This is a genomic window from Pandoraea sp. NE5, from assembly GCF_024363545.1.
Taxonomy (GTDB): Bacteria; Pseudomonadota; Gammaproteobacteria; order Burkholderiales; family Burkholderiaceae; genus Pandoraea; species Pandoraea cepalis.
On record NZ_AP025517.1, the window covers coordinates 1,972,743 to 1,994,562 of the forward strand.

Annotated in this window: 14 protein-coding genes and 1 pseudogene; 11 read left to right on the forward strand and 4 right to left on the reverse strand. The window is 63.4% G+C overall.

Going from position 1 to position 21,820, the window contains the following annotated elements; translation table 11 throughout:
- Positions 1-140: 140 nt before the first annotated feature.
- The 6 genes and pseudogenes from pilM to PanNE5_RS09050 all read left to right on the forward strand — a co-directional run bounded on the left by pilM (position 141) and on the right by PanNE5_RS09050 (position 7,338).
- Positions 141-1,190: a pilus assembly protein PilM gene (gene pilM, locus PanNE5_RS09025; protein ID WP_017235770.1), complete on the forward strand. Its 1,050-nt coding sequence runs from the start codon at positions 141-143 to the stop codon at positions 1,188-1,190.
- 2 nt (positions 1,191-1,192) lie between these two features.
- Positions 1,193-1,852: a PilN domain-containing protein gene (locus PanNE5_RS09030; protein ID WP_157211563.1), complete on the forward strand. Its 660-nt coding sequence runs from the start codon at positions 1,193-1,195 to the stop codon at positions 1,850-1,852.
- A complete protein-coding gene (pilQ, locus tag PanNE5_RS09035) occupies positions 1,842-4,451 on the forward strand; it encodes a type IV pilus secretin PilQ (protein ID WP_261939636.1) in 2,610 nt (869 codons plus the stop codon). Before PanNE5_RS09030 ends, pilQ begins: the two co-directional genes overlap by 11 nt.
- Positions 4,357-4,875, forward strand: a pseudogene (locus PanNE5_RS09040) (shikimate kinase); the annotation flags it as partial. The gene pilQ and the pseudogene PanNE5_RS09040, both read left to right, overlap by 95 nt.
- Positions 4,876-5,108: 233 nt before the next feature.
- The gene (gene aroB, locus PanNE5_RS09045) at positions 5,109-6,185 is read left to right on the forward strand and encodes a 3-dehydroquinate synthase (RefSeq protein WP_261939637.1); all 1,077 of its coding nucleotides are present in this window, start codon (positions 5,109-5,111) and stop codon (positions 6,183-6,185) included.
- A 16-nt stretch (positions 6,186-6,201) separates the two neighbouring features.
- Entirely contained in the window at positions 6,202-7,338 is a 1,137-nt protein-coding gene (locus PanNE5_RS09050; RefSeq protein ID WP_017235765.1) for a deoxyguanosinetriphosphate triphosphohydrolase, read from the forward strand.
- A gap of 144 nt (positions 7,339-7,482) precedes the next feature.
- On the opposite strand, the gene PanNE5_RS09055 is transcribed toward PanNE5_RS09050, so the two are convergent.
- From PanNE5_RS09055 to PanNE5_RS09065, 3 genes are all read right to left on the reverse strand, one after another.
- Entirely contained in the window at positions 7,483-7,860 is a 378-nt protein-coding gene (locus PanNE5_RS09055) for a YqjD family protein (RefSeq protein ID WP_017235764.1), read from the reverse strand.
- Between the two features lie 317 nt (positions 7,861-8,177).
- Entirely contained in the window at positions 8,178-8,927 is a 750-nt protein-coding gene (locus PanNE5_RS09060) for an OmpW/AlkL family protein (RefSeq protein ID WP_150610054.1), read from the reverse strand.
- Between the two features lie 267 nt (positions 8,928-9,194).
- Positions 9,195-10,043, reverse strand: coding sequence for an OmpW/AlkL family protein (locus PanNE5_RS09065; RefSeq protein ID WP_017235762.1), 849 nt, complete (start codon positions 10,041-10,043; stop codon positions 9,195-9,197).
- 197 nt (positions 10,044-10,240) lie between these two features.
- Here PanNE5_RS09065 and PanNE5_RS09070 point away from each other — a divergent pair, with 197 nt between their 5' ends.
- The 5 genes from PanNE5_RS09070 to PanNE5_RS09090 all read left to right on the forward strand — a co-directional run bounded on the left by PanNE5_RS09070 (position 10,241) and on the right by PanNE5_RS09090 (position 19,839).
- Entirely contained in the window at positions 10,241-10,942 is a 702-nt protein-coding gene (locus PanNE5_RS09070; RefSeq protein ID WP_017235761.1) for a transposase, read from the forward strand.
- A 420-nt stretch (positions 10,943-11,362) separates the two neighbouring features.
- A complete protein-coding gene (locus PanNE5_RS09075; RefSeq protein WP_150563391.1) occupies positions 11,363-16,057 on the forward strand; it encodes a glutamate synthase-related protein in 4,695 nt (1,564 codons plus the stop codon).
- A 96-nt stretch (positions 16,058-16,153) separates the two neighbouring features.
- Positions 16,154-17,620, forward strand: coding sequence for a glutamate synthase subunit beta (locus PanNE5_RS09080; protein WP_150563303.1), 1,467 nt, complete (start codon positions 16,154-16,156; stop codon positions 17,618-17,620).
- Positions 17,621-18,115: 495 nt separating this feature from the next.
- Positions 18,116-18,940, forward strand: coding sequence for an NAD-dependent epimerase/dehydratase family protein (locus tag PanNE5_RS09085; protein ID WP_017235759.1), 825 nt, complete (start codon positions 18,116-18,118; stop codon positions 18,938-18,940).
- Entirely contained in the window at positions 18,937-19,839 is a 903-nt protein-coding gene (locus tag PanNE5_RS09090) for an SMP-30/gluconolactonase/LRE family protein (RefSeq protein ID WP_261939638.1), read from the forward strand. Before PanNE5_RS09085 ends, PanNE5_RS09090 begins: the two co-directional genes overlap by 4 nt.
- Here the strand turns inward: PanNE5_RS09090 and PanNE5_RS09095 are convergent.
- Positions 19,836-21,620 carry an ABC transporter ATP-binding protein/permease gene (locus PanNE5_RS09095; RefSeq protein ID WP_026132326.1) on the reverse strand — a complete coding sequence of 595 codons (1,785 nt, stop codon included), beginning with the start codon at positions 21,618-21,620 and terminating at the stop codon, positions 19,836-19,838. The genes PanNE5_RS09090 and PanNE5_RS09095 overlap by 4 nt on opposite strands.
- Positions 21,621-21,820 lie beyond the last annotated feature (200 nt).

The following is a 21,820-nucleotide window of genomic DNA, read 5'->3' on the forward strand; positions in this document are numbered from 1 at the left end:
ACGAGAAAGGACCGGCGCGGATTCCTAAACCGCGTCGCGTTGGCCCGGCGGCCGTGAGGATTCGGACTGGTCCGATTGGGCTGCTGCGTCGCGCTGGATAGCATCGATGACATCGACTGGGTGAGAGACGGGAGGATGTCATGATCGAAGCAGTTCTGCGCGGTGTGCGCCACATGGGCAGCCAACTGGCGGCGGCGTTGCCGCGTGCCGGGGGCGGCGGTTGCGGTATTCATTTCGACGCTGGCGGCATGCATTTCGTTCGCCTGACCCGGGTGGCCGGACCCGCGCAGTTGCGTCTGGACGCCTGCGGGACTGCCGTGCTCGAGGACGACATATTGCGCGGCGCATCGATCGTCAAACCGGAGGCCGCCGCGCGTCGGCTGGAGGAGCTGTTGGAGCGACTCGGCACCCATGCGCAGGATCTGCGCGACGACACCCTCGTACTGGCACTGCCCGCCCACGGACTGAAAACGCAGGTCATCGAGTGTCCGGAGGATTTGCCGCCGCGTGCGTTGCGAGCGTGGTGCGAGCGCCGTGCCGCCTTGCTGCTGCCCGGTGACGGCGATCCCGCCTTGCGCCATCGCGTGGGCGTGACGTGGGCCGACCCGGGCAACTATCGGCTGCGTTTGTACGCCTGTGAGGCGGAACTGGTCGATAGCCGCGTCGCGGTGCTCGAAATGTCGGGACTTCGGGTGCATGCGACCGATGCGGCGCACGAGGCCGGGCGACGGGCCTTCCGATGGGCATGGCCGGTCGGTGGCGAAGCCATCGCGCAGGCGTCGCCGCGGGCACCGATGGGGTTGCTGCAAATCGACGCGCATCACCTCGATCTATCGGTCTTCGATGGACACACCTGCGTGGCCGACGTCAGAGAACGTTTCGACGGTATCGGCGGCCATCCAGACGCGTTGGCAAGCGTGGTGCGCGAGTTGTCGGGCAAGCTGCCCGTCGCCGTAGGCGTCATGCATATCGCGACGCAAGGCGCGAGTCCTGGGGAACTCGTGGCGATCTGCGACGCGCTCGGCGCGGCCTGCGGTATCCCTGTGCGGCCATTCGATCCGCTGAGACGATTCGAATCGTCGCGTCCGTCCGGGCCACGACGCCAGACTTTCGCGCAGCGGACTGCGCTTGCCGTGCCATGCGGACTGGCGTTGCGTGCCATGTCGATGAGGGGCGTGACATGCGAATGAAGGTGCAATTTCCTCCACTCGATTTCCTCCCCACGCTCGCCCAGCGCCGGCAGCGCGAGTTTGCGCGGCAATGGCGAATATGGGGGTGCGTGGCCGCGTGTGGTGGGCTCGCGTCGCTCGCGCCGATGGCTCGCGACATCTCCCTGCGCCAGCAAACGCAGGCGCAAGTGACGGCGCTACGTGCGGCGAGCGAGAAACTCGGCGGGCAGATCGCTGCGTTCGAGACGGCCGGGCGTGAGTTGGCGGCCATGGATGCCCATCGCCGGGCGGCCGCGGCGTTGATCGAGCGTCGGCAGCCCGTCGCAAACCGATTGCTCGACATCATGCGCGCGTGCGCCGACGGCGTGCGATTGACATCCGTAAAAATCGGCGAGGATCAAGCGCGCGTCGAGGGCTATGCAACGACGCAATCACGCGTGCGCGAAACGCAGAAGCGATTGCGGACGCTGCCATGGGTGCGCAAAGTCGCGGAAGTCGAATCGAGCGTGGTCCCGGAGGCCGTCAGGCGTCAGTGGGCCGGCGGAGCGACTCAGGCCTCTGTGCCGACCCTTCGCCGCTTCACATTGCGTATCGAACTCAAGCGTGCACCGAGGCCCGTTGCGCTTTCGGTCACCGCGGAGGTCGATGGGCTGCCGAGTGAGGAGGTGCCCGATGTACGGTGAACGCCCTCCGCCGGATGATGTCCGCGACATTTTTCGTGATGCAGCAGACCGCTGGCGTGCGCGATGGACGGCGTGGACGTCAGTCTCGCCGGCCGAGTGGGCGCCGCTGGTGCGCTGGGGACTGGCCATCCTTGCCTGGCTGTTGGGGCTGCTGATGGCGTGGTCGGTCTGGTGGCTGGTCGGCCTGCCCGTAAGGGCAACCTTGCAGAAGGATCTTGGCGCCGAGCAGCAGAGGTGGGATCGGGCGAACGACGCCGCGCGTCGCTTACCCGCATTGATGGCAACGCTGCGTGATGCCGAGGCCGAGACGATGGCTTGGCATCGCCGGCTTCCGCTCGCTGCACAGAGGGTGGGGGAAGCGGCAGCCGAGGCGAGCGAAGGCGTGGGCGCGTCGGCACGGCACTCGGCGGCATCCTCGCTACCGGACCTCGCTGACGACACGCGCTCGGCGTGGCGTGCCGATCTCGAGCGCCTTGCTGCACGTTCGGGCCTGACGCTGGAGGCAGCGCGGCCGGGGCCCGCCGCGTCGAGCGGGGACCTCGAAATCGAGCGTGCCGAAATGCGTGTCGGGGGGCGCGTCGCGAATCTGCTCGATTGGCTCGCCGAGGTCGACCGGATGCCTCGGCATCTATCGATCGAGCGCCTGTCGCTTCAGGGGCCGGCGTTGGGAACTTCCGGTGCGACGGTAGTGGCGGAGGCCGAGGCGGGGGTCACGGCCATGGTGGCCGCCTACGCCTGGCGACGTCCCGCAGACCTTCCCGGCATGCCTGCCGGGCGTTCCTTGCCGGCGTTACCGCCGCCAGCCCCGCCTTGGCAGATGCCGGCGGACACGATCGACGTGTTTCGTACGCCACTGACGCGCCGCTCAGCTCAGGACGCCGTGACGATGGCGGCGTCCGGCCCGCAGTCGTCGGTCGACGACGGCACGCCTGTCGGATCGATGCGTGCGGGATCGCGGCGGGTCGTGCTTCACCGGACGTCGGCTGCCGAATTGGCGGCGACCTGGAGCGAAGGTCCACCGCGACAGGGGCCGGCGGCGGAAGACTCCGACGCGTTGAGCGTCGACGTGACGCTCCATGGCGTGGAGGCCGCCGATGCGTTACGGGCGTTCGCCCGTCTGACCGGGCGCAGCGTGGTGATTGGCGAGCGCGTCGTCGGGCGTCTCGACATGGAAGTGCAGCGCGTCTCGGCGGCTGTGGCGTTTGACGTCATGGTCCGGAGTGCCGGTCTCGGCGTTCAATCGTTGAACGGCGTCGACTGGATTGCCCCGCGTGCCGACCTGCTGGCTGACGAGCAGACGCAACTCGAAGCGGCCGCGAAGCGCGAGGCGTTGCTGCCGCTGGCCAGCCGTCGCTTCACGCTGAACTATCCGCGTGCATTGGCGCTGCGGGAGATCATCATGGGCGAAAAGGACCGCAAGGGGCAACGATTGTTGTCCGTGCGAGGCAGCCTGATTGCCGATCCGCGCACGAACCAATTGTTCGTGACCGATTTGCCGGAAAAGCTCGATGCGCTGGCTAAATTCATCGCACGAATCGACGTTCCGGTCCGTCAAGTGCTGATTGAGGCCCGCATTGTCGAGGCCGACGACCGCTTCAGCGAGTCGCTCGGTGTCCGGCTCACGGGACACCACGGTCGCGGCGAAGGCCAGCAGAAGCGCGGCGAGCGGCCGGCCGCGGAGGGGGCGCGGGGTGTCGGGGGCACGAATAGCGGAGGGGGAACGCCATCGGGCAGTGCGCTCGACATTGGCTTGCCCGCGGCGGCGCTGGCCGGCGTGGTGCCGCCGAGCTTGGCGATCACGCTTTTTGGCCGCTCCGCCACGCGCTTGCTGCAACTGGAACTCTCGGCATTGGAGACAAGTGGGCGAGGTCGTGTCGTCTCCCGGCCTCGCGTGGTCACGGCGGACAAGGTTCAGGCACTCATTGAACAGGGCACGGAGCTGCCTTACCAGACGCAAAGTGGCCGCCGCAATGCAACGTCGATTCAATTCCGAAAGGCCACGTTGAGGCTCGAAGTGACGCCGCTCATTACCCCGGACGGTCAGGTGATTCTGGATGTCGACGTGCGCAAGGACAGTGTCGGGCAGGCGGTGGCACAGGGATTCGCCGTGGATACCCGACATGTCAAGACGCAGGTGCAGGTCGAGGACGGAGGGACGGTGGCCATCGGCGGGATCTACCAGGAAGAACGGCGCGACAGTCGAGCCGGCGTGCCGTGGTTGCGCGATGTGCCGTTGCTGGGCGCGCTGTTTCGCAACCGCGCCAACGAAGACCGCCGTACGGAGCTGCTGGTGTTTCTGACGCCCAGTGTGGTGCCCGAGGGTCGGAAGGGCGGCGAGGCCGAGGATAATGCGGCCTCCTCGGGCGCCTCGCCCAAGCCCTCGAAAAACGACCTGCCTTCCGGTCATCCCCGGCTCACCGGAGTGCGCTCCGAGTTGACGCGTTCCGCACGCCCGACGCATATCCCGGTATCATCGGGGGCTGGAACCCAAATATCAGCGATTTATGCTGGAAAACGTAATACTTGTCGGACTGATGGGGGCGGGCAAGACCACGGTTGGGCGCGCAGTGGCGCGACGTCTTGGGCGGCAGTTCTATGACTCCGACCATGAGATTGAAGCGCGCACGGGTGTGCGCATTCCGATCATCTTCGAGCACGAAGGCGAGGACGGCTTCCGTCAGCGCGAAGCCCAGACCATCGACGAACTCACCCAACGCAGCGGAATCGTACTCGCCACCGGCGGGGGCGCGGTGCTGCGCGCGGAAAATCGCGAACACATCAAGTCGCGCGGCACGGTGGTCTATTTGCGCGCCAATCCGCATGACCTCTGGCTGCGCACACGTCGTGACAAGAACCGCCCGTTGCTGCAAACGGCCGATCCACGCGCGCGTCTCGAGCAGTTGTTCAAAGAGCGCGACGCGCTATATCGCGAGTGCGCGACCTTCGTCATCGAAACGGGGCGGCCGAGCGTGAATGCGCTCGTCAACATGGTGTTGATGCAACTGGAGGTCGCGGGAATCGTTCCCAGCAGCGCCGGTCTGCCATCCGACTCTCCTGACGATCGGCATGACGGCGTGCATGGCGACGAGCCGGACGATGCGCACGGTGACGGTGAAGCCGCTCGGGCGGCCGGGGGCGACGCGAAGCTGGCGCAGGCCGAGCGCAATGATGCATCGCAGACAACGTCCGTATCGCCTGCGCCCGACACCTTTCCTCGCTGATATCGCCGATATCGCTGACCATGACAACAAGCGGCATGAAGACCCTCAAACTCGATCTGGGCGAGCGCGCCTATCCGATCCACATCGGCACCGATCTGCTCACGCAGGAGGCCTTGTTCGCGCCGCACGTGCGCGGCACGCACGCCGTGATCGTGACGAACACGACCGTCGCCCCGCTTTACGCCGAGCGCGTCGCGGCAACGCTGCAACGGCTCGGAAAGCGTGTGGTCACCGCTGTGCTGCCCGACGGCGAGGCGCACAAGAACTGGCAAACGCTCAACCTGATTTTCGACGAACTGCTTGGCGCTCAGGCGGACCGCAAGGCGACATTGATCGCGCTGGGCGGCGGCGTCGTCGGCGACATGACCGGGTTTGCCGCCGCCTGCTACATGCGCGGTGTCCCGTTCGTGCAGGTGCCAACGACACTGCTTGCACAAGTGGATTCGTCGGTCGGTGGCAAGACGGGGATCAACCACCCACTCGGCAAGAATATGATCGGAGCGTTCTGGCAGCCGAGCGCCGTGCTGGCCGACATCGGCACGTTGTCCACGTTGCCGGATCGTGAGCTGGCCGCCGGTCTGGCGGAAGTGATCAAACATGGCGCGATCGCCGATGAACAGTACTTCGACTGGATCGAGGCGAATATCGCAGCGTTGAATGCCCGCGATACGGCGGCACTGACCTACGCCGTGCAGCGCTCGTGCGAGATCAAGGCGCAGGTCGTCGCCAGCGACGAACGCGAACAAGGCCTGCGTGCCACGCTGAACTTCGGTCATACGTTCGGCCATGCCATTGAAGCGGGCCTCGGGTATGGCGAATGGCTGCATGGCGAGGCGGTCGGGTGCGGCATGGTCATGGCGTCCGATCTGTCGGCGCGTCTGGGCTTTATCGACGCGGCGTTTGTCCCGCGAATCAAGGCGCTGATCGTTGCGGCCAAGCTGCCGGTCACGGGGCCGGATCTGGGTGAGGATCGCTACATCGATCTGATGCGCGTCGACAAGAAGGCGGAAGGCGGGGACATCCGCTTCGTACTACTCAACCGGCTGGGGCAGGCGTTCATGACGGGCGTTCCCGAGGCCGAGCTTCGCGCGACGTTGCGCGCCAACATCTAGTAAAGGAGGGCTGGCGATGATCGATTACGAAGCGTCGCTTGCCTCCTACGCGGCGCGCTCGAGCGCGTCACGCGGACGGCGGTTTGCGGAACCTGCACCTACGACGCGGACCGAATTTCAGCGCGACCGCGACCGCATCATTCATTCGACGGCGTTCCGCCGGCTCGAATACAAGACGCAAGTGTTCGTGAATCACGAGGGCGACCTGTTTCGCACGCGCCTGACACACAGTCTGGAAGTGGCGCAGATCGGCCGGTCGATCGCGCGAAATCTGCGCGTCAGCGAGGATCTCGTCGAGGCGATCGCACTGGCGCACGACCTCGGTCACACGCCCTTCGGTCACGCCGGGCAGGACGCACTCAACGCCTGCATGCAAGATTACGGCGGGTTTGAGCACAATCTGCAGAGCCTTGTCGTTGTCGACGAACTCGAAGAGCATTACGGCGGCTTCGACGGGTTGAACCTCTGTTTCGAGACGCGCGAGGGCATTCTCAAGCACTGTTCGCGCGCGAATGCGAGAGGGCTGGGTGAGCTTGGCGAGCGATTTCTGAAGGGGCGGCAGCCTGGGATGGAAGCGCAGATCGCCAATCTTGCGGACGAGATCGCTTACAACAATCACGATATCGACGATGGTGTGCGCTCCGGCCTGTTGTCGCTCGATCAACTCGACGACGTGCCGCTCTGGAAACGCTATTGCGCCGAGGCGAGGCTTGCATGGCCGGAAATTTCCGGCCGGCGGCTGGTGCACGAAACGACGCGACGGATTATCAATGCGCTGATCGTCGACCTGATCACGACCACGCGTCAACGCGTGGCCGACGCTTCGCCGTTCTCCATTGACGATGTGCGTGGCGCGGGACCGTTGGTGGCCTTTAGCGGCGAGATGCGCGAGCAGGCCGGGCGACTCAAGCGGTTTCTGTTCGAGAATCTCTACCGGCACTATCTGGTGATGCGCATGGCAGCGAAAGCGCAGCGCATCGTTCAGGAGTTGTTCAACGCGTTTCTTGCCGATCCCCGCTTGCTGCCACCCAACTACCGCACCGAGCACGCAGCGGATCAGCCACGCTGGATCGCGCACTACATTGCCGGAATGACGGATCGCTACGCAATCAAGGAATACAGCCGTCTCTTTACCATCGAGCCGACGCTCTGACGCGTGCCTCGGGAGACGATGCGAAACAGCCGGCTTTCGCCGGCTGTTTCGCTATTGCCACCTCGCGTGTGACGATGAGGGCCGGTATCCCGACGCATCACGTTCGATGTCTGCCGGTGCACAACGGCACCGCCGGCGAGTGAGTTAGCTGCGTCCCGCAATGAATCCGAGCACGAGCGCAACAGCCGCTACCGTGCCAACGGTCTGCCATGGGCGCTCGTGGACATAGCCGTCGGCTTCTTCCCAGACCTCGTTGGCGCGACGGCGCAGGTTGGCGCGGGCATCGCCAAACTCGCTGCGCGCTTCACGAAGCTTGTCGCCGATCTCGGCGCGCAGCGCCTCAATATCCGATGCCGACTTCGCGTTGGACAGCGCGTGGTCCAGATCGTCGAGCAGATCGCGCACGCGTGAAGAGACGTCCTGACTCGCCAGACGTGCCGCGCGTGCGGTACGTCGGCCGGCAAAGCGCGCATCGTCGAGGCTGCTGTTGAGTACCGTTTCCGCTTTCGAGGCAATTCCCATTTTCAGACTCCCAAGAGGTGGTATTGAAATGCGGCGTCCGTCAGACTCGGGGAACGACGGCGCCGGTGGAACCCTGAGGCGAACGGCCATTATGGCGCGACCGTTCGCGTGCGTACACCTTCAGAGACTTTCGGGAAACGAAGAAAGTTGCGTCGCGTTGGCTGAAGATCGTGTGAGAATGGGCTGACATCGCGGCCGGAAATACGAAAACGCCGCACGGGGCGGCGTTTTCTAGACGGCTTGAATCGATTTCGTTGCGCCAAGTCAGACCGAATGCAAGCGCTGGCGTGAGCCGGAAAGCTGGCTTGGCGCGGAACTTAGAAGCGGTAACCCAGCGACAGGAACGTGACCACCGGGTTCAGCTTGACCTTGGCTTCGCTGGTCGTGGTGATCGGGCCGCGGGTGGTCGTCAGCTTGGCGGTGGTGCTGACCGGGATGTACGACACGGAGAATGCGAGCGTCCAGTGCTTGTCCATGTTGTAGTTGATACCCGCGTTGAACACCGGCGCCCACGAATTGGTCAGCTTGGCCGTTGTGTTGCCGCCTGGGCCGCCCGTCAACGCATTGCTGGCCAGCGATTGGAAGCCCGGCGTCAGTTCAATGTTCGTGTACCAGAAGTAGCTGACCCCGAGGCCGACGAAGGGACGCCATGTGTCGTTTGCCTGTCCGAAGTAATACTTCAGCAACAAGGCCGGGCTCCACTGCTTGGCCGATGCCAGCGAACCGCCACCTGGCAGCGCGAGGTTACCCTGTCCGTAGAGGCGGAACTTCGGCGCGAAGCCGGTGACGGCTTCCACGGCGATGTTGTCGGTAAAGAAGTGCGCAAACGTGAGGCCCGCGGTGTCGGCGTCGTCGACTTGGGCACCCGTATTGCCCAGTCGGCTATTCACTGCTGCGGCCAGACCCGGAACGTTCGATCCGGTCACATGCAGCGGATCGCTGGAAACCTGGGGCGAGAGGTGGAACCAGCCAAGGTTGACAACGTTATCGCCGGCTTGCTGTGCAAACGCGGCCCCGGACACCGTGAGCGTGGCCACGGCAGCCATCGTCAAATGCTTCAACTTCATCGATTCGTCTCCTGCTCAAGATTCTTTATTGTCGAGAATTTCGGTAAATGAAATTCAGGGCCATTATGCCGACGGGGCATAGCAGCGGAAAGCAAGAGTCTGGAGTGCGCGCTCTAAAGGTGTTGTTTCCATGCATCGACTCATGGAATGCCCCTAGAAAAATGCGCTGGACGGGCGAAAAGCGCGCCCTGACGCCCAGGGCACGCCTTTAGGATTTCACTGCGGAGTCCGATATGTCGAACGCATTCTGCGCCCCGCACGCTGAGTCTAGAACTTGTAGCCGAGCGAGACGAAGGTGACAATCGGGTTCAGTTTGATCTCGGCGTCGGAGGAGGAGAGGACCGTTCCGTCCTGCGCCTTGATCTTGATGTTCGCGGTGGTCTTGAGGGGAACGTAAGAAACCGAGGCGCTGGCGACCCAGTGTTTGTCGAAGGCATAGGACACGCCGGCATTGAAAACGGGTTGCCACGACGCCGACGATTTCGCTTCGACGGTGGTCGGCCCGTTATGCCCGGAAGTGAACGCGAGCACGCTGCCGAAATTCTGATTCAACGCCGCTTCGAAATTCGGATTGAGATTGACGTTCGTGAAGAACGTATAACTCACACCGACCCCCAGAAACGGGCGCCAGGTGGAATTGGCCTGGCCGAAGTAATACTGGAACACAAGCGCCGGACTCCATTGACGAACGCTCTGCACAATCGGATTGTTTTGTGGCGCGCCAAGGTCGATACTCGTGAGCGCGCCGGCCAGTCCCGGCGGTGCGATCACGCCTTGTCCGGTAAGCTTGAACTTGGCGGGAATGCCGGCAACCGTCTGTACGGCAATGTTGTCGGTGACAAAGTGGGTGATGACGAGGCCGAGCGTGTCGGCGTTACTGACCTTCGCTCCGCTTCCGGGGGACGTGAAGTTCGACGGCACCAGGCTTGGAGTGAGCCCTTCCTGGGTGACACTTGTGGTCATCGGCTTGCTGGAGTCTTGCGGCGCGATGTGAAACCATCCGAGATTGACGACGTTGTCGCCGGCTTGTTGTGCACTGGCGCGGGTGGGCGCCAGGGAAACGAAGAGTCCGAGCGCGCACAAGCACGCCGCGGACCGATAGGCCCGAGTTGTCATTTGTCTATCCTCCCAAGATTATTTATTTATTTTTCGATGCATTATGCGCTTGGGATTTCACGGCGCAATCGCCGTATCTAGAGCTTTTGTACGAATCAACGGGGTTTGGCTAGATATCAGTATTTAAAGGGGTTTTTATGATGAAACTCCCTCGACGATCGTGATATCGAGCTTTAAAGAATTACATTTGAATCCGCATGGCCCGATTACCGCGACTTTTCATTCCACGCCAACCGCAGCATGTGATTCTGCGCGGCAATAACCGGCAGGCGATCTTCGTCGACGACGAGGACCGGCGTGTATTTCACGACCGGTTGCGCGACGCCGCGCGCGCCAACGGACTGGCGATTCACGCCTGGTGCATGATGCCGAACCACCTGCATCTGGTTGCCACGCCCGCAGACGAGCGCAGCCTTCCGGCCACGCTTCAGGCCGTTGGTCGCTACTACGTGTTGTATTTCAACCGGCGTCACCAGCGCACCGGCACGCTTTGGGAGGGCCGGTATCGCGCCACGGTCATCGAAGCGGAACATTATCTGCTGCTTGCCAGCCGGTACGTCGAGCTCAACCCGGTGCGCGCGGGGCTGGCAGATGCCCCCGGGAATTACCGATGGTCGAGTTACCTCCATCACGTCGGCCTCACGGTCGATAGTCTGGTCACGGACCACGCGCTGTATTGGGCGCTCGGCAATACACCGTTCGAACGTCAACGTGCCTACGCCGAGGGGTTTTCGATCCCGCTGCCGGCACCTGAGATTGACGCATTGCGTACGGCAACGCAGAAAGGATGGCTGCTCGGCGGGCCCGATTATCAGGCTCGCATGTCACTTGCCGCCAACCGGCGCGTGAGTCCTCTCACGCGCGGTCGTCCACGCAAAGCGATCTCGGACGCGCTCTGACACTGGCTGGCCGCAGGCCGGTTCCGGTCTGCCTCGCTTTCTCCAGCTATTTGAAATCACAGAATTTTTTGACGAGCACAGATCGGATCGAATTAATCTGACCCTAATAAAAAGGGACCTTCGATCAGCGTGGTTTTTAATACGAATCTGACCCCATTAAATTGTTTTGTCTTTGTGAATTCCTTGGCGTATATTCCAACTTCGGCCGATTGGTGCGATGCGCAAAAGCGTGCGCGCTGAGTCGGCTCCCTGTGGCGACGCCCAAGAACGACCTTCGACGCGCGCGAATCCGCAGTCCTGGCCCACCCGGCCACCCCCACTTAACCCGGTCGAGCGCGACGAGCATGCGCGCGGCGACCTCGCCAAGAGACGGTGTAACTCGTGGAAAAGAAACAGCAACCGATTGCAGCGGCCGTAGCGATGCCGGGTGAGGCGTACGTGGCGCCGGACGCTCAGGGCATGTACGACCCGGCCAACGAACATGACGCCTGCGGCGTCGGCTTCGTGGCCCACATCAAGGGCGTGAAGAGTCATGCCATCGTCGAGCAGGGCCTGAAGATTCTCGAAAACCTCGATCACCGGGGCGCCGTGGGCGCCGACCCGTTGATGGGTGACGGGGCCGGCATCCTGCTCCAGATTCCCGATCAGTTCTACCGCGAAGAGATGGCCCGGCAAGGCGTGACCCTGCCGCCGGCCGGCGAATACGGTGTCGGCATGATCTTTCTGCCGAAGGAACACGCGTCGCGTCTGGCCTGCGAACAGGAACTCGAGCGGACCGTGAAGGCCGAGGGGCAAGTCGTGCTGGGTTGGCGCGACGTCGCGATCGATCGCGACATGCCGATGTCGCCCAACGTGAAGGCGACCGAGCCGGTGATCCGTCAGATCTTCATCGGCCGTGGGCAGGACATCATGGTGACGGACGCCCTCGAGCGTAAGCTGTACGTCATCCGCAAGACGGCAAGCCATCGCATTCAGGCGCTCAAGCTCAAGCACGGCAAGGAATACTTCGTGCCGTCGATGTCGGCGCGCACGATCGTCTACAAGGGGCTGCTGCTGTGCGACCAGGTCGGCCGCTACTACCGCGACCTGGCCGATCCGCGCACCGTCTCGGCGCTCGCCCTCGTTCACCAGCGTTTCTCGACGAACACGTTCCCGGCATGGGAGCTGGCGCACCCGTACCGAATGGTCGCGCACAACGGTGAAATCAACACCGTCAAGGGCAACGTCAACTGGATCAACGCCCGCACGGGCGCGATCTCGTCGGCCGTGCTCGGCGACGATCTGCAGAAGTTGTGGCCGCTGATCTACCCGGGCCAGTCGGACACCGCATCGTTCGACAACTGCCTCGAAATGCTCACGATGGCCGGCTATCCGCTCGCCCACGCCGTGATGATGATGATCCCGGAAGCCTGGGAGCAGCACACACTGATGGACGACAACCGCCGCGCGTTCTACGAATATCACGCCGCGATGATGGAGCCGTGGGACGGCCCCGCCGCCATCGCCTTCACCGACGGTCGTCAGATCGGCGCGACGCTTGACCGTAACGGTCTGCGTCCGGCGCGCTTCGTGATTACCGACGACGACATGGTCATCCTGGCCTCGGAATCGGGCGTGCTGCCGATTCCCGAGTCGAAGATCGTCAAGAAGTGGCGCCTGCAGCCGGGCAAGATGTTCCTGATCGACATGGAGCAGGGCCGCATCATCGACGACAAGGAACTCAAGGACAACCTCGCCAACGCGAAGCCGTACAAGAGCTGGATCGACGCCGTGCGCATCAAGCTCGACGAGATCGAGCCGAAGGTCGAAGAGGCCGGTGTGCATCACGATTCGGCCACGCCGCTGCTCGATTTGCAGCAGGCCTTCGGCTACACGCAGGAAGAAGTGAAGCTGCTGATGACGCCGATGGCGATCAACGGCGAAGAAGCCGTGGGCTCGATGGGCAACGACAGCCCGCTCGCGGTCATGAGCAACAAGAACAAGACGCTCTATCATTACTTCCGCCAGTTGTTCGCCCAGGTGACGAACCCGCCGATCGATCCGATCCGCGAGAACATGGTGATGTCGCTGGTGTCGTTCATCGGCCCGAAGCCGAACCTGCTCGACACGAACAACATCAACCCGCCGATGCGTCTCGAAGTGTCGCAGCCGGTGCTGGACTTCAAGGAAATCGCGAAGATCCGTCACATCGACAAGTACACCGGGGGCAAATTCCGCTCGTACGAGCTGAACATCTGCTATCCGGTCGCGTGGGGCAAGGAAGGCATTGAAGCGCGCCTCGCGTCGCTGTGCGCCGAAGCCATCGACGCGGTGAAGTCGGGCTACAACATCCTCATCGTGTCGGACCGCCTGACGAATCGCGAACAAGTCGCCATCCCGGCGTTGCTCGCGACCTCGGCCGTGCACCAGCATCTGGTCGCGCAAGGTCTGCGCACGAGCACCGGCCTCGTGGTCGAAACCGGTTCGGCGCGCGAAGTGCACCACTTCGCATTGCTCGCGGGCTACGGCGCGGAAGCCGTTCACCCGTACCTCGCGATGGAGACGCTCGCACAGATCGCCCGCAAGCAGGGTGGCGACCTCACGCCCGAGAAGGCGGTCAAGCACTTCGTCAAGGCGGTCGGCAAGGGCCTGCACAAGGTCATGTCGAAGATGGGCATCTCGACGTACATGTCGTACACCGGCGCGCAAATCTTCGAAGCCATCGGCTTGTCGCAGGAACTGGTCAAGAAGTACTTCCAGGGCACGGCGTCGAACGTCGGCGGTATCGGCATTTTCGAAGTGGCCGAGGAAGCGGTGCGTCTGCATCGCGACGCCTTCAGCGACAACCCGGTGCTCGCAAACATGCTCGACGCCGGTGGCGAGTACGCGTTCCGCATTCGTGGCGAAGACCATATGTGGACGCCGGATGCCATCGCCAAGCTCCAGCACTCGACCCGTTCGAACTCGTACCAGACGTACAAGGAATACGCGAACCTCATCAACGACCAGAGCAAGCGTCACATGACGTTGCGCGGTCTGTTCGAGTTCCGCGTCGATCCGCAGCGCGCGATTCCGCTCGATCAGGTTGAATCGGCCAAGGACATCGTGAAGCGTTTCGCCACCGGTGCCATGTCGCTCGGCTCGATCTCGACCGAAGCGCACGCCACGCTGGCCGTTGCCATGAACCGTATCGGCGGCAAGTCGAACACGGGCGAAGGCGGCGAAGATGCGCGCCGTTATCGCAACGAGCTGAAGGGAATTCCGATCAAGAAGGGCGAATCGCTCGCATCGATCGTGGGGCACGACGTCATCGAGGCCGATATCGAACTTCAGGATGGCGATTCGCTGCGCTCGAAGATCAAGCAGGTGGCCTCGGGCCGCTTCGGCGTGACGGCCGACTATCTGGTCTCGGCCGATCAGATCCAGATCAAGATGGCGCAGGGCGCCAAGCCGGGCGAAGGCGGTCAGCTGCCGGGTCACAAGGTGACCGAATACATCGGCAAGCTGCGTTACTCGGTGCCGGGCGTCGGCCTGATTTCGCCGCCCCCGCACCACGACATCTACTCGATCGAAGATCTGGCGCAGCTCATCCACGATCTGAAGAACGTGAATGCCTCGTCGTCGATCTCGGTGAAGCTCGTGTCAGAGGTGGGCGTGGGGACGGTCGCCGCCGGTGTCGCGAAGGCCAAGGCCGATCACGTGGTGATCGCCGGTCACGACGGTGGCACGGGCGCTTCGCCCCTGTCGTCGGTGAAGTACGCCGGCACGCCGTGGGAGCTGGGCCTGGCCGAGACGCAACAGACGCTGGTGCTCAATCGCTTGCGCGGTCGTATTCGTGTGCAGGCCGACGGTCAGATGAAGACCGGTCGCGACGTGGTGATCGGCGCACTGCTGGGTGCCGACGAATTCGGCTTCGCGACGGCGCCGCTCGTCGTCGAGGGCTGCATCATGATGCGCAAGTGCCACCTGAACACCTGCCCGGTGGGCGTGGCGACGCAAGACCCGGTGTTGCGCAAGAAATTCCAGGGCAAGCCGGAGCATGTGGTCAATTACTTCTTCTTCGTGGCCGAAGAAGTGCGCGAAATCATGGCGCAACTGGGCATCTCGAAGTTCGACGATCTGATCGGCCGCGCTGACCTGCTCAACACCCGCGCGGGCGTGGAGCACTGGAAGGCGAAGGGCCTGGACTTCGCGCGCATCTTCCATCTGCCGGAAATGGAAGCGGACGTACCGCGTCTGCATGTCGAAACGCAAGATCACGGTCTGGCCGCCGCACTCGATCACGCGCTCATCGAAAAGGCGCTGCCGGCGCTCGAGAAGGGCGAGCATGTCTCGTTCATTCAGCCGGTGCGCAACCGTAACCGTACGGTCGGCGCAATGCTTTCGGGCGAAGTGGCCAGGCGTTACGGCCATGACGGCCTGCCGGACGACACGATCCACGTGCAGCTCAAGGGCACGGCCGGCCAGAGCTTCGGGGCGTTCCTCGCACGCGGCATCACGCTCGATCTCGTGGGCGACGGCAACGACTATGTGGGCAAGGGCCTGTCGGGCGGGCGCATCATCGTGCGTCCGACCAACGACTTCCGCGGCAACGCCGAAGACAACATCATCGTGGGCAACACCGTGATGATTGGCGCCATCGAAGGCGAAGCCTTCTTCAATGGCGTGGCCGGCGAACGCTTCTGCGTGCGGAACTCGGGCGCCACCGCCGTGGTGGAAGGCTCAGGCGATCACGGTTGCGAATACATGACCGGCGGTACGGTGGTCGTGTTGGGCGAGACCGGGCGTAACTTCGCGGCGGGGATGTCGGGCGGTGTGGCCTACGTGTACGACGCTGACGGCACGTTCGCCGCCAAGTGCAACACCGCGATGGTCGCTCTCGACCCGGTGCTGCCGCACGGCGAGCAGGAGCGCACGGTGAGCCAGGGATTGTGGCATCGCGGCCAGACCGACGAGGCGCAACTGCGCGAGCTGATCGAGCGTCACTTCCAGTTCACGGGCTCGACGCGCGCCAAGGCGCTGCTCGAAGACTGGGACGGCGCGCGCCGCAAGTTCGTGAAGGTGTTCCCGAGCGAATACAAGCGGGCCCTCGGCGATATGGCCAAGGCCAACGAAAAACAAGCACTGGCGGCCTGAAGCCGCTAGCGCGGCGGCGCCACGGGGTGAGGGCCCCGATGGCGTGCCGCGCGCGGGTGAGGCACGGTAACCACAAAACTTTCCGACTGAAGAAACATGGGCAAGGTCACAGGTTTTCTCGAATTCGAGCGCCAGGGCGAGTCTTACGAAGCACCGCTGGCACGCGTAAAGCATTACAAGGAGTTCGTGCTCGCACTCTCCGACGAGCAGGCAAAGGTGCAGGGCGCGCGCTGCATGGACTGCGGCATCCCGTTCTGCACCAACGGTTGCCCGGTCAACAACATCATTCCCGACTTCAACGACCTGGTGTATCGCCAGGACTGGAAGTCGGCCATCTCGGTGCTGCACTCGACGAACAACTTCCCCGAGTTCACGGGCCGTATCTGCCCGGCGCCGTGTGAAGCCGCCTGTACGCTGAACATCAACAGCGATGCGGTGGGCATCAAGTCGATCGAACACGCGATCATCGACAAGGCGTGGAGCGAAGGCTGGGTCGAACCGCAGCCTGCGAAGCACAAGACCGGCAAGACGGTCGCCGTCGTCGGCTCGGGCCCGGCGGGCATGGCCGTGGCGCAGCAACTTGCGCGCGCCGGTCACGACGTCACCGTGTTCGAAAAGAACGACCGTGTGGGCGGACTGCTGCGCTACGGCATTCCCGACTTCAAACTGGAGAAGTGGCTGATCGATCGCCGCATGCGCCAGATGGAAGCCGAGGGCGTGACGTTCCGCACGGGTGTCTACGTCGGCAAGGACGCGCCGGAAGCCCACGTCAACAACTTCTCCAAAGAGACGATCTCGCCGGAGCAGTTGCAGGCGCAATTCGACGCCGTGGTGATCGCGGGCGGTGCAGAACAGCCGCGCGATCTGCCGGTGCCGGGGCGCGAGCTGGAAGGCATCCATTACGCGATGGAATTCCTGCCCCAGCAGAACAAGGTCAATGCGGGCGACAAGCTGGCCAACCAGTTGTTGGCCACGGGCAAGCAGGTGATCGTGATCGGGGGCGGTGATACCGGTTCCGACTGCGTGGGCACGTCGAACCGTCACGGCGCAAAGAGCGTGACGCAGTTCGAACTGCTGCCGCAGCCGCCCGAGCAGGAAAACAAGCCGATGGTGTGGCCGTACTGGCCGACCAAGCTGCGTACATCGTCGAGCCACGAAGAGGGTTGCGAGCGTGACTGGTCGGTGGCAACGAAGCGCTTCGAAGGCAAAAACGGCAAGGTCGAGAAGCTGATTGCCGTGCGTCTCGAATGGAAGGACGGCAAAATGCAGGAAGTGCCGGGCTCGGAATTCGAACTCAAGGCCGACCTGGTGCTGCTCGCGATGGGCTTCGTGTCGCCGTTGCAGACCGTGCTCGACGCGTTCGGCGTGGACAAGGACGCGCGCGGCAACGTGCGTGCCTCGACCGAAGGCGAGCGCGCCTACACGACGAACCTGCCGAAGGTGTTCGCGGCCGGTGACGTGCGTCGCGGTCAGTCGCTGGTGGTGTGGGCGATTCGCGAAGGCCGTCAGTGCGCCCGTGCGGTGGACGAGTTCCTGATGGGCTACTCGGAACTGCCGCGCTGAGCGCGTGAAAGAGTAATGCCTGCCAAAACCACAAATACGGGGTTGAGAGGAGGGGCGCGGAGGTAGGTCTCTGCGTTGCCGTGAAGAAACCGTCCGGGCGACAACGTCCGGGCGGTTTTTTCTTGCCCGATCGCTTTGCGTGTCTTTGTTTGCACGGTATTCGGGCGACCGGGACATGCACAAGATCGATAAATATAAGATGTCATATGACATGGCCGATCTTGCGTCATCGGCCTTCAGGGAAACACCCCTGGTATAGGTGGGCGCCAATGAATATAAGGCTTGTCGCGTCGATGCAAGGCATCGAGTGAAATACTAGGGATTCTCCGTAAACCGACCAATTGGCCATTGTCATCGTACATCGTCTGACGTAGGATGCCTCTCCATGCGACCCCCACGTTTTCGATGAGCGTCGGGCGCGCCGACGCGGCGCCGGGTTTGTTGTGGCAAGGCGTCGTCGCATGCACTGCGATCTACCGACGAACAAGGACTGATATGAGCCAGACATCCGGCAAACCCTTCCGCCGTCTGCTGCTGACCGGCGCAGCGGGCAATCTTGGCAAACAACTGCGCGGCAAGCTCGCCGAGTGGGCGGATATCGTGCGCGTGAGCGACATCGTGCCGCTCACGGCTGATGCGCCGCACGAAGAAGCCATGCAGGTCGACCTCGCGGATCGCGCCGCCGTGCACGCGCTGCTCGAAGGCGTCGACGCGCTGGTGCATCTGGGCGGCATCTCCGTCGAGGCGCCGTTCGACGACATCATGCAAGCCAATATTCTCGGCATGTACAACGTCTATAGCGCAGCGCAGAAGCAGGGGGTGAAGCGCATCGTCTACGCCAGCTCGAATCATGCGGTGGGTTTCCATCCCGTGACGGAAGTGCTCGATGTCGACGCGCCGCACCGTCCGGACAGCATGTACGGTATCTCGAAATGTTTCGGTGAAGACCTGTCCCGCTACTACTTCGATCGCTTCGGTCTGGAGACCGTGTGCCTGCGCATCGGCTCGTCGTTCGAGCAGCCCAAGAATCCGCGCATGATGGTGACATACCTGAGCTATCGCGATTTCGTCGAACTCGTGCGCTGCTCGTTGTTCACGAATCGCGTGGGCCATGCCATCGTCTACGGCGTGTCGAACAACCCGACGCTGTGGGTCAACAATACGAAGGCCGCGTTTCTTGGCTTCCGTGCGCAAGACAGCTCGGCGCAATTCGCCGGCCTGTTTCCGGCGCAGGCGCCCGATCCGCGCATGGACGATGTGACGCAGCGCTACCAAGGCGGACCGTTCGTGCTGCTGGGGCCGATGGAACCCAAGGCATGAAGGTGTCGATCGAACGGCTCGAACCGTCGCGACAGACGCCTCACGCCGTTGGCGAGAGCCCGTTGTGGCGTGCCGACGAGCAGGCGCTCTACTGGGTGGACATCCCCGCGAAGCAACTGCATCGCGTAACGCCCGCCGACGGCGATCATCGTCAATGGACATTCCCCGAGCAGATCGCGTGCTTTACCTTCGACGCCTCGGGCATGCTGCTGGCGGGCTGCGAGACCGGGCTGTTCGCGGTGCGCCTGGGGCCGCCGGGCACGCTTGCGGCGTCTGATTGGCAGCGACTGGCCGCGCCGGTGTTCCCGTTGCCGGGCATGCGCTTCAACGACGGACGCTGCGATCGGCAGGGCCGCTTCTGGGCGGGCACGATGGTGCAGGATATGTCGCTCGCGAGCGACGCAGGCGTGCTCTTCTGTTTCGACACGCACGGCCGTCTGTCGGCGCCGCTCGTCGAGGGCCTGGTGACGCAGAACGGTTTGGGCTTCTCGCCGGACAGCCGCACGATGTACCTGAGCGATTCGCATCCGACGCGCCGCCGCGTGTGGGCGTTCGACTTCGATGCCGAGTGCGGTGCGATCAGCGGGCAGCGGCTGTTCGTCGACATGAATGACTATCCGGGCCGTCCGGACGGCGCGGCCGTCGATGCCGACGGCGCTTACTGGACGTGCGCCAACGACGGTAGCCGCTTGCTTCGCTTCACGCCCGCAGGCGTGCTGGACCGCGAGATCGTGCTGCCGGTGTCGAAGCCGTCGATGTGCGCGTTCGGCGGGCGCGACTTCGACACGTTGTTTGTTACGTCGATTCGTCCGGCAACCGGCGCGACCGAACACGACGGCCATGTGTTGGCAGTGCGTTGCGGCGCGCAGGGATTGCCGGAGGTGCCTTACGCCGGCTAGGCCGCGTCGACCACCCGTGGCGGCGCGACGTCGCCCGCGGCATGCAGCGTCATGGTGTGTTGATGGAAGCGGCCGAGCGTTTCCCTATGGGCCACGCTGACCATCGTGGTGCCCGGTAGGCGCGCATGCAGCGCTTCATACACCGCCTCCTCGGTTTCCACGTCGAGCGCACTGGTCGCTTCGTCGAGGAACAGATAATCCGGCTTTTGCAGCAAGGCGCGCGCGGTGGCGAGCCGTTGTTGTTCGCCGCCGGACAAGCGGCGAGCCCAGTGAGCGACGGTCAGTAACTCGTCACGATACTGCTCGAGGTTGACGGCGCTGAGCACGTCTCGGCATTCGTCGTCGGTAAAAGTATCGGCATGCGAAGGAAAGGCCAGGGCCGCCTTCAGTGTGTCGATCGGCAAATAGCTTTGTTGTGACAGGAACAGCACGCGGGCGTCGGCGGGAACTTCGATGCGTCCGCTGCCGAACGGCCACAGGCCGGCGAACGCGCGCAGCATGGTGCTCTTGCCGCAGCCCGAGCGGCCACGGATGAGCCATCGCGAGCCAGGCGCAAAGGCAAACGACCCGGCGACCGCGAGCGGTGCACCGTCGGGTAGCGCCAGGCGAAGATCGGTGGCCGTGAAGGCTGCCGAGGGCGAATGGGCGGTCGTCACGAGCGCAATGCCACCGGTGCTCGGTGCTTGTGGCGGTGCGTCGATGACGCGCGTGAATTCGCGCAGCCGGTTGATCGTCGCTTTCCAGTCGGCCAACGTCGAGAAGCTGTTCACGAACCACGAAAAACCGTCGCTCACTTGCCCGAACGCACCGATGATCTGCATGAGCACGCCGAGCGTGAACGCGCCGGCGAAGTAGCGCGGTGCGGCCGCCATGATCGGGAACACGATGGCGATCTGCCCGTAGATCGAATTCGCGAAGATCAGCCGTTTCGTCACGACCATGATCTGCCACCAGTTGTCGCGCACGGCCCCGAAGGCCGACGTCAGGCGCGACAATTCAGCGCCTTCGCCGCGATAGAGCGCGACCTGCTCCGCCGACTCGCGCAGACGCACCAGCAGAAAGCGGAAATCCGCTTCCACCTGCTGCTGACGATAGCTCAGCCCCACGAGTGGCCGACCGACCTTGAAGATGAAGAACGATCCCACCAGGGCGTAGAGCGCCGCGACCCAGACCATGTAGCCGGGAATCGTCACGTTCATGCCGCCCAGCACAAATGACACGGCGCCTGAGATCGTCCAGAGAATGGTGATGAACGAAAACAGCGAGACCAGCGTCGTGAGCAAATCGAGCGACAGCGCCAGCGATGCGCTGACCAGCGTGCGGATGTCTTCCGAAATACGTTGGTCCGGGTTGTCCGCCAGATGGTCGCGCTCGATGCGGTAATAGGCTTGATGCGAGAACCACTTCGACAGGTTGGCATCGGTGACCCACTGCCGCCAGCGAATTTCGAGCATCTGGCGGAAGTAGGTGCGGAACGTCGCAATGACGATGAAGCTGAATGCGAGTACCGCGAATTCGATCAGCGACGACTTGAAGATGGGCCAATCGCGCTTGTCGAGCGCGTCATAGAAGCCGGCGTTCCACGCATTCAGTCGTACGTTGATGAACACGACGGCAAGATTGAGCGCCACGACGAGTGCGAGCAACCGACGGCCCTCCCAGCGCTTCTCCGAGGCCCAGTAGGGCCGGATCAACTGCCACGCAGTGGGGTGCTTCGGTGGCTTGGGGGCAGGGACGGCCGGGTTGCCGGCGGGCGGCGCCTCGGGAGGCGGGGAAGACATCGGCGTGTGGGCCATGATCGTCTGGCGGGGTTGCCGCGGAAATGCAACGTGTTATTAGGGTCGACGGCCCATTTGACCGCAGTTCCGGCGGGTGCGTTGCACAATTTCCGGATTGGGGGCGCTTGTCACGTCGGTTTTCAGTTTACGTGGGGTTACACGGCCCGGGGGATTCGTCAAAAAACGAGACGCATCGCGCGTGC